Source organism: Amycolatopsis sp. NPDC045836, from assembly GCF_056431745.1.
This window is the reverse complement of record NZ_JBWKKF010000010.1, coordinates 190,159-202,441: the sequence shown is the minus strand read 5'-3', so window position 1 is coordinate 202,441 and position 12,283 is coordinate 190,159. Positions and strand designations below refer to the sequence as shown.

Here is a 12,283-nt window from a genome sequence, read left to right as displayed (position 1 = left end):
GGGGTTGTTTTCGCCAGGCGTGGGAAGCGATGGTTCGTTCCCCGGCGGTCCGCCGGGGAACTCCCGCGACTGGAAGGAACGATCGATGCCCGCCGGCCGAGGCACTGTCGAGAAGGGCTCGTCCGGACTGCTGGGACGGGCGGCCGTCCGGTTGCCCGCCGTGGCGGTGGCGGCGCCCCCGACCTCCGCCGCCCTCGCCCCGGCGATCGCCGAGGCCGCGCCACCGAAGTCGAGCACGAAGTCGGCGGACCGGGTGGACAAGGAGGACGCCTACCACGCTGCCGAGTACGGCAAGCCCGCCGCGAAGAAACCTACGGTGAAGAAGCCGAAGGCCGATAAGGAGGATGCGTGCAACGCGTCGAAGTACGGCAAGCCCACGGCCAAGAAGCCCACCGGCAAGGCGGGCAAGCCGAAGGTCGACAAGCAGTCGTTCACCGCGCCGGTCTCGCTCGAGGAGCTCGGCGGTTCCTCACCTGTCATGAGCTGACACGTTCCGGGAGGTCAGCGCGGTGGCTTCGAGCTTGGTCCGGCTGGCGAAGGTCAGCCTGCGCGAACGCGTCGGGCGCGCGCTGCGGGCGGCGATCGTCTCCGGCGAGATGGGAGCCGGGCGTGGTCTGCTCGGCGCCCTCGCTCGGCGCGCGGTTCGGCGTCTCGGCCACCCCGTGCGGGAGGCGATGCTCGACCTGGTGCGTGAGGAACTGGTCGAAATCGTGCCGAACAGGGGTTCCGGGTCACCGAGGTGGGGGAGGCCGATCCCGGCCAGATCACCGAGATCCGGCTGCTGATCGAGCCACCCGCCGCGCGGCAGGCCACGCCGCTCATCCCGGACGCGGACTTCGCCGAGCTGCGGGAGCTGGCGCAGCACCTCGTCACCGGCGCCGAGGCCGGGGACCTGGTCGAGTACACCGAAGCCGACCGCGTGTTCCACCTGCGGCTGGTCTCCTACCCGGAGAACCCGCGCCTGACCAACCTGGTGTCCGGCCTGCGGGCGCACACCCGGCTGTTCGGGTTGTCGGCGCTGCGGGAGCGCGGTGAGCTGGTGGACGTCGCGCGGGAGCACCTGGCGATCGTCGACACGCTGGAATCGCGGGACGAGGACGCCGCCGAGGCGATCATGCGGGCCCACATCAGCCAGGTCCGCGGCCGCTGGCCAAGCCCTGAGCCTTCCCCATCATTCCCTTTAAACAGCTTGATAGGGAGTGTTACGGTACTTCTTGTGTCGCGGCAGCTGATCTACAAGTCCGAGGCCGGAGAGCGTGAGATCCGGCGGCGCTACCAGGAAACCCTGGCGCACTGGCCCGCTCCGGCCGAGCAGCACCGGATCGCCACGTCCCAGGGCGAGACGTTCGTGGTGGTGTGCGGGCCCGGGGACGCGCCGCCACTGGTGCTGCTGCACGGTTCGGGGTCGAACACGGCGATGTGGCTGGGCGACGTGCCGGTGTGGGCGCGGCACTTCCGCGTGCACGCCGTCGACGTGATCGGCGAACCGGGGCTGTCCGCGCCGTCGCGCCCTGCGCTGGACTCCCCGGCCCACGCGGCCTGGCTGGACGAGGTGCTGGACCACTTCGGCGTGCGGCGTGCCGCGTTCGCGGGCGCCTCGCTCGGCGGCTGGCTGGCACTCGACCACGCGACCCGGCGCCCGGACCGCGTCGAGCGGCTCGCGCTGCTGTGCCCGGGCGGCCTCGGGCGGCAGAAACTCGGCTTCCTGGTCAAGGTGCTGCTGTACAAACCGTTCGGCCGGTGGGGCAGGCGCCGGTCGATCAAGGCGGTGGCGGGGGTCGAGCCGCGGGACACCCCGGAAATCGCCGAGTACCTGATGACGACGTTCACCCACTTCCGGCCCCGCCAAGACCGCCTGCCGGTCTTCTCCGATGACGCCCTGAGGGAACTGGACATGCCCCTGCTCGTCATCGCCGGCACCCGCGACGCCATGTTCGATTCCCCGGGGACCGCTGAGCGGGTCAGGAAATCGGTGCCGCACGCGGAGGTGCGCCTGCTGCCTGGGGTGGGGCACTCGATCGTCGGCCAGACGCAGCCGGTTCTGGAGTTCCTGCGCGGTTAGTGCGGTCGGCGCAGGGCCGCAGCGGCGCTGTCGTCGGGGCCGCTGTCGAAGGCGGTGGCGGCGTCCGGGGCGGTCCGGCGGATTCCCCGGATCGTGTGCTTTTCTTGAAACTTACTCATTAGTTAAAGTGAAGGTGTTCGAATCCCAGCCCCCCGAGGTTCGAGCAGCTGTGCAGCCGGGTCCCAGGCGCGGGACCCGGCTGTTCCTTTGCCGGGCGCACCCGGTCCGCGTCCCCTGCTCCGGTGAACTCGCTGCGCGCACCCGGCCCGCCCGGGGTTACGTTGATCTTGTCGCCTGGAGGGGCCGGTCGACGCCGCGGGGGGCACCGGCCGCTCCAGGTGGCCCAGGTCAGCAGCAGTGCTCACCACGCCAGGCTTCCCGGCCCTCCCGGACCGCGACGACGGCGATCACCAGCGCCACCAGCGGATCGGCCCAGTACCAGCCGAACAGGCTGTTGAGCAGCAGGCCGAGCAGCAGCACCCCGGACAGGTACGGGCACCGCAGCGTCTGCTTCGAATCCGCGAGGGCGCTGGCCGAGCCGAGTTCACGGCCCGCGTGGCGCTGGGCGTGGGACAGGAACGGCAGCACCAGCAGGGAAACCGCGGCCAGGGCGATGCCGGCGGGGGAGTGTTCCGCGGGATCGGCGCCGAGCAGCGTGCGCACGGCTTCGAAGGTGACGTAGGCGGCCAGCGCGAAGAACGACACGGCGATCACCTTCAGCGCGGTGCGTTCGCGGGCCTCGGGGTCACGGTCGGAGAACTGCCAGGCCACCGCCGTGGCCGAGGCGACCTCGATCACCGAGTCCAGCCCGAAGCCGATCAACGCGGTCGACGAGGCGGCCGTGCCCGCGGAAATGGCGACGACCGCCTCGGCCACGTTGTAGGTGATCGTGGCGGCGACCAGCAACCGCACCCGGCGGGACAACACGGCCCGGCGGGCCGTGGCCACCGCACCCGGACCACAGCAGTCCTCACCCATCGCAGTGCTCACCGGGTTCCACCGCGAGCACGACCTGCACCAGTTCACGCAGGGCGCGGGCCAGGTGCGCGTCGGCCAGTGCCTAGCGGACCTGGCGGCCTTCGCAGGCGGCCACGGCCAGGCCGCGGCCCCGCAGGCAGGCCAGGTGGTTCGACACCTTGGACCGGCTGGGTTCGAGTTGCTCGGCCAGTTGGCCCGGACAGCTCACGCCGTCGAGCAGGGCGAACAAAGTCACCGGAGGACGACGGTGTGCTCCCCGCGTTCCACCAGTTCACCGATCACCGGCGCCCCCGGGATCTCCCCGGCGAGCAGCAGGCCACCGGAGGTCTGGGCGTCGGCGAGCAGCAGCGCGTCCTCCTCACCGACCGCGGACAGGTCGGTGTGCGGGCGCACCCAGTCCAGGTTGCGCCGCGTGCCGCCGCTGACGTGACCGGCCCGCAGCGCGTCCCTGGCGCCGTCCAGGTAGGGCACGGCGGCGGCGTCGACCACCGCGGTCACCCCGCTGGCCCTGGCCAGCTTGTGCAGGTGGCCGAGCAGGCCGAACCCGGTGACGTCGGTGGCGCACCGGATCCCGGCGGCCAGCGCCGCCTTCGACGCGTCCGCGTTGAGCGCGGTCATCGAGTCCACGGCGTGCGCGAAGCGTTCCCCGGTGGCCTTGTGCCTGCTGTTCAGCACCCCGACGCCGAGCGGTTTGGTCAGCGACAACGGGACACCGGCCCGCCCGGCGTCGTTGCGCAGCAGGCGGTCCGGGGCCGCCGTGCCGGTGACGGCCAGGCCGTACTTGGGTTCCGGGTCGTCCACGCTGTGCCCACCGGCGAGGTGGCAGCCCGCTTCGGCGCACACGGCCGAACCGCCGCGCAGCACCTCGGTGGCCAGTTCGAACGGCAGCTTCCCGCGGGGCCAGCCGAGCAGGTTCACCGCCACCACCGGGGTGCCGCCCATGGCGTAGACGTCGGACAGCGCGTTCGCCGCGGCGATCCGGCCCCAGTCGTACGGGTCGTCGGCGACCGGGGTGAAGAAGTCGGTGGTGGCGATCAACGCCAGATCACCGGTCAGCCGCACCGCCGCCGCGTCGTCCCCGTGGTCCAGGCCGACCAGCAGCTCGTGCGCCGAGGCGACCGGCCGCGCCCCGGCCAGCCCGGCCACCACCGCCTCCAGTTCGCCGGGCGGGATCTTGCAGGCACATCCGCCGCCGTGGGCGTACTGCGTCAACCGGTGAGCCATGCGGCCCATGCTGCCCCGGTCGCGCGCCGCCCGCACCCTTGGCACGATGTCGGCATGCAGGGAGGCGTATCCGGCCTGGTGGCCGGCGCGGTCTTCAAAACCGTTGAGCGGCAGGCACTGCCGCTGGCGGGTTCGATTCCCGTCCGCCTCCGCCATGGCTGACCCCCGGCGGGCGATCCCCCGCACGGACGAACTGCTCGCCGCCCTGGCCGACGTGACGGCGGGCCGGGACGTGGTGAAGGCGGCCGTTCGCCGGGCCCAGCAGCGGGCGCGCGACGGGGAGATCCCGCCCGGACGGGTCGCCGAAGCCGCCCGGGCGGAGTTGTCGCGGGGTGCCCGGCCGGTGCTCAACGCGACCGGCGTGCTGGTGCACACCAATCTGGGCCGGGCCCCGCTCTCGGCCGCGGCGAGGGCCGCGGTGGCGGCGGCCGCCGGGACCACCGACGTGGAATTCGACCTGGTGACCGGGCAGCGGGCCCGGCGGGGCCGGGGTGCGCTGGCCGCGCTCGCCGAAGCGGTGCCCGGGGCCGGTGGCGTGCACGTGGTCAACAACAACGCCGCCGCACTGCTGCTCTGCGCGCTCACCTTGGCACCGGGCCGCGAAATCGTGCTCAGCCGCGGTGAACTGGTGGAGATCGGCGACGGCTTCCGCATCCCCGAACTGCTGGCCGCCACCGGGTCCCGGCTGCGTGAGGTCGGCACCACCAACCGCACCCACCTGGCCGACTACGCCGAGGCGATCGGCCCGGACACCGGGTTCGTCCTCAAGGTCCACCCGTCCAACTTCCGCGTCACCGGGTTCACCGCCGAAGCCGGTATCGCCGAACTGGCGGAGCTGCCGGTCCCGCTGGTGGTGGACATCGGCTCCGGCCTGCTCACCCCGCACCCCGCGCTGCCCGGCGAACCCGACGCCACCACCGCGTTGCGTGCCGGGGCGGACCTGGTCACGGCCAGCGGCGACAAGCTGCTCGGCGGTCCGCAGGCGGGCCTGCTGCTGGGGGCGGCCGGGCTCGTCGAGCGGCTGCGGCGGCATCCGGCCGCGCGGGCGCTCCGAGTCGACAAGCTGACCCTGGCCGCGCTCGAAGCGACCGTGCGCGGGCCCCTGCCGCCGGTGCGTGCCGCGCTCGAAACCGCCGAAGCGGAGCTGCGGAGCCGTGCCGAACGCCTCGGCGAGCAGCTGGGGGTGCCGGTGGTGGCGTCGGTGTCGGTGATCGGCGGCGGGGGAGCACCGGGGGCCGAACTGCCCAGCCACGCGCTCAGCCTGCCGGAGTCCTTCGCCGCCGCGCTGCGCACCGGTGACCCGCCGGTGGCGGGCCGGGTCGAGCGCGGGCGGTGCCTGCTGGACCTGCGAACGGTCGCGCCCGAAGACGACGAGGTGCTCGCCGCCGCGGTGCGCCGATGTGGGTAGTCGCCACCGCCGGTCACGTCGACCACGGCAAATCCACCCTGGTGCACCGCCTGACCGGCATCCAGCCCGATCGGTGGGCCGAGGAACGCCGCCGCGGCCTGACCATCGATCTCGGCTTCGCCTGGACGGAACTGGCCGGTGACCGGCTCGCCTTCGTCGACGTGCCGGGGCACGAGCGGTTCGTGCCGAACATGCTGGCCGGGATCGGCCCGGTGCCCGCGGTGCTCTTCGTGGTGGCGGCCGACGAAGGCTGGTCGCGGCAGTCGGCGGAGCACCTGGCCGCGCTGGACGCGCTCGGTGTCCGGCACGGCCTGCTGGCGATCACCAAGGCCGACCGCGCCGATCCCGCCGCGGCGACGGCCGAAGCGCTGGACCACCTGGCCGCGACCACGCTCGGGCGGGTGCCCGCGGTGGCGGTCAGCGCGCACACCGGGGCCGGGCTGCCCGCCCTGCGGCAGGCCCTGGCGGACCTGGTCACCGGCTTGCCCGCCCCCGATCGGGCGGCCGGGGTGCGGTTGTGGCTGGACCGGGTGTTCACCGTGCGCGGGGCGGGCACGGTGGTCACCGGCACGCTCAGCGGCGGTCACCTGCGTGTCGGTGACGAACTGGCCGTCACCGGTTCGGCCGGGCCCGTGCGGGTGCGCGGGCTGCAGGCGCTCGGCGAGGAGGTGGCCGAGGCCGGCGCGGTGGCCAGGGTGGCGGTCAACCTGCGTGGCGTCGAGCGCGACCGGCTCGCCCGCGGCGACGCGCTGCTGACCCCCGGCGCGTGGTGGTCCACCGCGGAGTTCGACGTGCGGCTGGACCGGCCCGCCGAACTGCACCGTGAGCTGGTGCTGCACCTGGGTTCCGCGGCGGTGCCGGTGCGCGTGCGCCCACTGGGGGCGGAGTTCGCGCGGCTGACCACGCGCACGCCGCTGCCGCTGCGGATCGGGGACCGGGGGCTGCTGCGCGACCCCGGGGAACACCGGATCGCCGCCGGGTTCGAGGTGCTCGACGTGGCACCACCCGCACTGCGCCGCCGTGGTGCGGCGAAGGCGCGGGTGCACCGGCTCGAGACCGGGACGGACGGGCTGCACCACGGTTACGCGCGTATCGCCGACCTCCGCGCGATGGGCCGGACCCCGCGTGGGCGGCAGGTGGGGGCGTGGGTGTTCGACGAGCGGCACTGGGCCGCCTTGCGCGAGAAGGCACGCGCGGAACTGGCGGCGTGGGACGAGGTGTCCGCCGGGATGCCGGTCGACGCACTGCGGCAGCGGCTCGGCCTGCCGGCGGCGGCGGTGGTGGCGGATCTGCTGGCAGAACTCGGCTTCGAGACGGCCGGGGGCCGCGTCCGGCGGCCCGGCGCGGGCCTGCCGGAACGACTCGAACGGGCGATTTCCCGGATCGAGCAGCGCGCCGATCCGCTGCGCGCCCCCGAAGCGGAGGAACTCGCCGGACTGGGCCTGGGGGTCCGGGAACTGGCGGCGGCCGAACGCGCCGGACGCCTGGTCCGGCTCGCCGAAACGGTGGTCGTCACGCCGGAAGCGGTGCGGCTGGCGGTGGAAGCGCTGGCCGGGTTGCCGGATCCGTTCACCGTCAGCGAGGCGCGCCGGGAGCTGGGCACCACCCGCCGGGTCGCGGTGCCGTTGCTGGAACTGCTCGACCGGCGCGGGCACACCGTGCGTCACCCGGACGGCCGTCGCTCTGCGCGGCGGCCGGACAGGGATTAGCGTGGGGGCATGGGTCTGCGGACGTGGCTGGGGAGCTGGCCGGTTTACCGGCAGCTCACCGGGGAGGACCGCCTCGGCCGCGGTGCCGCGGCCAAGTCGAAGCGGTCCGAGCAGCTGCGGGCGCGCACCGGGGAAGCCGACCGGGTGGTGCGCTCGGTCTGCCCCTACTGCGCCGTGGGCTGCGGCCAGAAGGTCTACGTCGCCGGCGAGCGGATCACCCAGATCGAAGGCGATCCCGACTCGCCGATCTCGCGCGGCAGGCTGTGCCCCAAGGGCTCGGCCAGCAAGCAGCTGGTGACCAGCCCCGACCGGGTGACCGAGGTGCTCTACCGGCGCCCCCACGGCCGCGAGTGGGAGCGGCTGCCGCTGGACACGGCGATGGAGATGATCGCCGACCGGGTGCTGCGCACGCGTGCCGAGACCTGGCAGGACCGCGACGAGCACGGCCGGGCGCTCAACCGCACCCTCGGCTTCGCCAGCCTGGGCGGCGCGACCCTGGACAACGAAGAGAACTACCTGATGAAGAAGCTCTACACCGCGCTCGGCGCGATCCAGATCGAGAACCAGGCGCGTATTTGACACTCCGCCACGGTTCCCGGTCTGGGAGCTTCCTTCGGTCGTGGCGGGGCCACGACGTTCCAGCAGGATCTGGCCAACGCCGACTGCATCGTGCTCCAGGGCTCGAACATGGCCGAATGCCACCCGGTGGGCTTCCAGTGGGTGATGGAGGCGAAGGCACGCGGGGCGAAGATCATCCACATCGACCCGCGGTTCACCAGGACCAGCGCGGTCGCGCACAGCCACGTCCCGGTGCGGGCCGGTACCGACATCGCCCTGCTCGGCGGGCTGATCAAGTACGTGCTGGACGAGGAGAAGGACTTCCGCGAGTACGTGCTGGCCTACACCAACGCCGCGGCCATCCTGCGTGAGGACTTCGCCGACACCGAGGACCTGGACGGGCTGTTCTCCGGTTTCGACCCGCAGCGGCAGCAGTACGACCCGGCCACCTGGGCCTACGACGACACCGGGACCGGCGGTCAGCACGGCGGCGAACGCCACCAGCAGACGGCGCGCGCGGAGTCCTACGGCAGCGGTGGCGCGGCGATCGGCGCGAAACCGGAGACGGACGAGACGCTGACCCACCCCCGGTGCGTCTACCAGGTGCTCAAACGGCACTTCGCCCGCTACACCCCGGAGGTGGTGGCCGAGATCTGCGGCATCCCGGCCGAGCGGTTCACCGAGATCGCCGAAGCCATCACCGCGAACTCGGGCCGCGAGCGCACCACGGCGTGGGTGTACTCGGTGGGCTGGACCCAGCACAGCTCCGGTGCCCAGTTCATCCGCGCCGCGTCGATCCTGCAGAGCCTGCTCGGCAACATCGGCAGGCCGGGCGGCGGCATCCTGGCCCTGCGCGGGCACGCCGGCATCCAGGGCTCCACCGACATCCCGACGCTGTTCAACCTGCTGCCCGGCTACCTGCCGATGCCGCACGCCGAGCAGCACCCCGACCTGGACGCCTACGTCGCCAACGACGAGGGCGACGCCGGGTTCTGGGGCAACATCCGGTCCTACGCGGTCAGCCTGCTCAAGGCGTACTGGGGTGAGCACGCCACCCCGGCGAACGACTTCCGCTTCGGCCACCTGCCGCGGATCACCGGTGACCACGGCAGCTACACCACCATCAAGGCGCAGCTCGAAGGTGCGTGCCGGGGGTACTTCCTGGTCGGGGAGAACCCGGCGGTCGGCTCGGCGAACGGGCGGATGCAGCGGTTCGGCCTGGCCAACCTGGACTGGCTGGTGGTGCGGGACCTGCAGCTGATCGAGAGCGCGAACTTCTGGCTGGACGGCCCGGAGATCGAGACCGGGGAGCTGAGCGCGGAGCAGATCGGCACCGAGGTGTTCTTCCTGCCCGCCGCCGCGCACACCGAGAAGGACGGCAGCTTCACCAACACCCAGCGGCTGCTCCAGTGGCACCACAAGGCGGTGGAACCGCCGGGCGAGGCACGCAGCGACCTGTGGTTCTACTACCACCTCGGCCGGATCATCCGGGACCGGCTGGCGGACAGCGACGACCCGCGCGACCTGCCGGTCCAGGAGCTGACCTGGGACTACCCGACCGAGGGGCCGCTGGCCGAGCCGAGCGCGGAAGCGGTGCTGGCCGAGATCAACGGCCACGGTCCCGAAGGCCCGTTGTCGGCCTACACCCAGCTCACCGCCGACGGCACGACCTCGTGCGGCTGCTGGATCTACTGCGGTGTCTACGCCGGTGGCCGCAACCACGCGGCCGACCGCACCCCCGGCGGGGAACAGGACTGGGTGGCGAAGGACTGGGCCTGGGCGTGGCCGGCCAACCGCCGCATCCTCTACAACCGCGCGTCGGCCGACCCGGACGGGAAACCGTGGAGCGAGCGGAAGGCGTACCTGCGCTGGGATCCGGGCAGCCGCAGCTGGACCGGGCCGGACGTGCCGGACTTCGAAGCGCACAAGGCACCCGACTACGAACCGCCACCGGGGGCCAAGGCGCAGGACGCGCTCAGCGGCCGCGACGCCTTCATCATGCAGCACGACGGCCGTGCCTGGCTGTACGCGCCGTCCGGCCTGGTGGACGGCCCGCTGCCGGCCCACTACGAGCCGTACGAGTCCGCGGTGGACAACGCGCTGCACGGCCAGTCGGACAGCCCGGTGGTGCAGACCTACGACCTGGCCGTCAACCCGTACCACCCGGCGGGCAGCGCGGTGTACCCGTACGTGGTCACCACCTACCGGCTCACCGAGCACCACACCGCGGGCGGGATGAGCCGGACGCTGCCGTACCTGGCGGAGTTGCAGCCGGAGTTCTTCTGCGAGGTCTCGCCGGAACTGGCCGCCGAACGCGGGCTGGCCCACGGCGGCTGGGCCACGATCGTCTCCGCGCGGACCGCGATCGAGGCCCGGGTGCTCGTCACCCGCCGGATGCGGCCGCTGCGGGTGCGCGGGCGGGTGGTGCACCAGATCGGCCTGCCCTACCACTGGGGCAGCAGCGGCCTGGTGCGCGGTGATTCGGCGAACGACCTGCTGCCGGTGGTGCTGGACCCGAACACGCACATCCAGGAGTCGAAGGCGACCACCTGCGACATCCGGCCGGGGCGGCGGCCCCGCGGGGCCGCACTGCGCGAACTGGTCGAGCGGTACCGGGCGAAGGAGGGCGGATGACCGGCAGGAAGGGCTTTTTCACCGACACCTCGGTCTGCATCGGCTGCAAGGCGTGCGAGGTGGCGTGCAAGGAGTGGAACGAGGTACCGCCGGACGGCGGGCTGGACCTGCTCGGCATGTCCTTCGACAACACCGGGGCGCTGAGCGCGAGCACCTGGCGGCACGTGGCGTTCATCGAGCAGCCGCAGGCCGACGACGGGATGCGGTGGCTGATGTCCAGCGACGTGTGCAAGCACTGCACCCACGCCGCCTGCCTCGACGTCTGCCCGACCGGGGCGCTGTGGCGCACCGAGTTCGAGACGGTGGTGGTGCAGGGCGACATCTGCAACGGCTGCGGGTACTGCGTGCCCGCCTGCCCGTACGGGGTGATCGGCAAGCGCGAGGAAGACGGCCGCGCGTTCAAGTGCACGCTGTGCTACGACCGGATCAGCTCGGGCATGGAACCGGCCTGCGCCAAGGCCTGCCCCACCGATTCCATCCAGTTCGGCGAACTGGACGAGTTGCGGGAACGGGCGGACGAACGGGTCCGGACGCTGCACGAGGAGGGCGTCACCGAAGCGCGGCTCTACGGGCGCGACCCGGACGACGGGGTCGGCGGGGACGGCGCGTTCTTCCTGCTGCTGGACGAACCCGAGGTCTACGGCCTGCCCCCGGACCCGGTGGTGACCACGCGTGACCTGCCCGCGATGTGGAAGCGGGCGGCGGCCACCGCCTGCGGTGTGGTGGCCGCGGTCGCGTTGTCCTTCCTCGGCGGTGGCCGGTGAGCCCGAAGCGGGAACGCACCCTGGTCGAGCCCGCCGAATTCGGCTCCTACTACGGCAGGCCGATCCTCAAGGAACCGGCGTGGAAGCAGCCGGACGTGCCGCTGTACCTGTTCCTCGGCGGGCTCGCCGGTGCCTCGGCGACCATGGCGGGCTTCGCCGACCTGACCGCGCGCCCGGCCCTGGTCCGGGTGGGCCGGGTCGCGGCCTCCGCCGGTGCGCTGGCGAGCGTGGTGGCGCTGATCCACGACCTCGGCAGGCCGGAGCGGTTCCTGCACATGCTGCGCGTGTTCAAGCCGACGTCGCCGCTGTCGGTGGGTTCGTGGATCCTCTCGCCGTTCTCCGGGCTGACCGCGATCGCCGCGGCGAGCGAGCTTTCCGGGCGGCTGCCGGTGCTCGGGCGGCTGGCCGGGAGCGCGGCCGCGGTGCTGGGCCCGGCCATGTGCACCTACACCGCGGTGCTGCTGGCCGACACCGCCACACCGTCGTGGCACGAGGGCTACCACGACCTGCCGGTGTTGTTCGCGGGCAGTGCGCTCACCGGCGGCAGCGGCGTGGCGCTGCTGGCCGTGCCGCGTGCCGAAGCCGGTCCGGCGATCCGGGTGGGGGTGGCCGGTGCGGTGGCCGAACTGGCCGCGGGTGCCCGCCTGGAACACGGTCTCGGCCTGGTTTCCGAGCCCTACCGCACCGGGCGCGCGGGCAGGCTGCTCAAGGCGAGCCGGGTGCTCACCGCGGCGGGTGCCGGGCTCTCCCTGTTCGCCGGCCGGAGCCGGGCGGCCGGGGTGCTGGCCGGGGCTTCGTACCTGGCCGCGGGCCTGTGCACCCGGTTCGGCGTGTATGCCGCCGGGGTGGCGTCCACGCGGGACCCGAAGTACGTGGTGGTCCCGCAGCGCGAACGCCGATCCGGCTGAAAAAGCGAACGGCGCCCCGGCCCGGTGGTGGCCGAGCC

At 73.1% G+C, this 12,283-nt stretch carries 10 protein-coding genes, 1 tRNA gene and 1 pseudogene; 9 read left to right on the top strand and 3 right to left on the bottom strand.

What is annotated here, in order from left to right:
• The first annotated feature begins 85 nt into the window (after positions 1-85).
• From AC07EG_RS21115 to AC07EG_RS21105, 3 genes are read left to right on the top strand one after another with little or no spacing between them, the layout of a single operon-like run.
• Positions 86-487: a hypothetical protein gene (locus tag AC07EG_RS21115; RefSeq protein ID WP_478254834.1), complete on the top strand. Its 402-nt coding sequence runs from the start codon at positions 86-88 to the stop codon at positions 485-487.
• Positions 488-509: 22 nt separating this feature from the next.
• The gene (locus AC07EG_RS21110; RefSeq protein ID WP_478254833.1) at positions 510-785 is read left to right on the top strand and encodes a hypothetical protein; all 276 of its coding nucleotides are present in this window, start codon (positions 510-512) and stop codon (positions 783-785) included.
• Positions 740-2,062 (top strand): alpha/beta fold hydrolase, encoded by a 1,323-nt coding sequence (locus AC07EG_RS21105; RefSeq protein WP_478254832.1) that lies wholly within the window; start codon positions 740-742, stop codon positions 2,060-2,062. The genes AC07EG_RS21110 and AC07EG_RS21105 overlap by 46 nt, the downstream gene beginning before the upstream one ends.
• Positions 2,063-2,410: 348 nt before the next feature.
• On the opposite strand, the gene AC07EG_RS21100 is transcribed toward AC07EG_RS21105, so the two are convergent.
• The 3 genes and pseudogenes from AC07EG_RS21100 to selD all read right to left on the bottom strand — a co-directional run bounded on the left by AC07EG_RS21100 (position 2,411) and on the right by selD (position 4,264).
• On the bottom strand, positions 2,411-3,040 hold the full coding sequence (locus AC07EG_RS21100; RefSeq protein WP_478254961.1) for a cation efflux transmembrane domain-containing protein: 630 nt from the start codon (positions 3,038-3,040) through the stop codon (positions 2,411-2,413).
• A pseudogene (locus tag AC07EG_RS21095) lies at positions 3,033-3,269 on the bottom strand (ArsR/SmtB family transcription factor); the annotation flags it as partial. The pseudogene AC07EG_RS21095 and the gene AC07EG_RS21100, both read right to left, overlap by 8 nt.
• A 2-nt stretch (positions 3,270-3,271) precedes the next feature.
• Positions 3,272-4,264 (bottom strand): selenide, water dikinase SelD, encoded by a 993-nt coding sequence (gene selD / locus AC07EG_RS21090; protein ID WP_478254831.1) that lies wholly within the window; start codon positions 4,262-4,264, stop codon positions 3,272-3,274.
• Positions 4,265-4,324: 60 nt separating this feature from the next.
• Here selD and AC07EG_RS21085 point away from each other — a divergent pair.
• The 6 genes from AC07EG_RS21085 to nrfD all read left to right on the top strand — a co-directional run bounded on the left by AC07EG_RS21085 (position 4,325) and on the right by nrfD (position 12,245).
• A tRNA-Sec gene (locus tag AC07EG_RS21085) sits at positions 4,325-4,419 on the top strand.
• On the top strand, positions 4,419-5,672 hold the full coding sequence (gene selA / locus AC07EG_RS21080; protein ID WP_478254830.1) for an L-seryl-tRNA(Sec) selenium transferase: 1,254 nt from the start codon (positions 4,419-4,421) through the stop codon (positions 5,670-5,672). The genes AC07EG_RS21085 and selA overlap by 1 nt, the downstream gene beginning before the upstream one ends.
• A complete protein-coding gene (gene selB / locus AC07EG_RS21075) occupies positions 5,663-7,381 on the top strand; it encodes a selenocysteine-specific translation elongation factor (protein WP_478254829.1) in 1,719 nt (572 codons plus the stop codon). The genes selA and selB overlap by 10 nt, the downstream gene beginning before the upstream one ends.
• 9 nt (positions 7,382-7,390) lie before the next feature.
• A complete protein-coding gene (fdh, locus tag AC07EG_RS21070; RefSeq protein WP_478254828.1) occupies positions 7,391-10,573 on the top strand; it encodes a formate dehydrogenase in 3,183 nt (1,060 codons plus the stop codon).
• Positions 10,570-11,337 carry a 4Fe-4S dicluster domain-containing protein gene (locus AC07EG_RS21065; RefSeq protein WP_478254827.1) on the top strand — a complete coding sequence of 256 codons (768 nt, stop codon included), beginning with the start codon at positions 10,570-10,572 and terminating at the stop codon, positions 11,335-11,337. Before fdh ends, AC07EG_RS21065 begins: the two co-directional genes overlap by 4 nt.
• The gene (gene nrfD / locus AC07EG_RS21060; RefSeq protein WP_478254826.1) at positions 11,334-12,245 is read left to right on the top strand and encodes an NrfD/PsrC family molybdoenzyme membrane anchor subunit; all 912 of its coding nucleotides are present in this window, start codon (positions 11,334-11,336) and stop codon (positions 12,243-12,245) included. Before AC07EG_RS21065 ends, nrfD begins: the two co-directional genes overlap by 4 nt.
• Positions 12,246-12,283: the final 38 nt, after the last annotated feature.

What these genes read in the sequence shown, in the direction of transcription:
- AC07EG_RS21115 (WP_478254834.1), top strand. Translation starts at nt 86, where the DNA reads ATGCCCGCCGGCCGAGGCACTGTCGAGAAGGGCTCGTCCGGACTGCTG.
- AC07EG_RS21100 (WP_478254961.1), bottom strand. Translation starts at nt 3,040, where the DNA reads ATGGGTGAGGACTGCTGTGGTCCGGGTGCGGTGGCCACGGCCCGCCGG.
- selD (WP_478254831.1), bottom strand. Translation starts at nt 4,264, where the DNA reads ATGGCTCACCGGTTGACGCAGTACGCCCACGGCGGCGGATGTGCCTGC.
- selA (WP_478254830.1), top strand. Translation starts at nt 4,419, where the DNA reads ATGGCTGACCCCCGGCGGGCGATCCCCCGCACGGACGAACTGCTCGCC.
- selB (WP_478254829.1), top strand. Translation starts at nt 5,663, where the DNA reads ATGTGGGTAGTCGCCACCGCCGGTCACGTCGACCACGGCAAATCCACC.
- AC07EG_RS21065 (WP_478254827.1), top strand. Translation starts at nt 10,570, where the DNA reads ATGACCGGCAGGAAGGGCTTTTTCACCGACACCTCGGTCTGCATCGGC.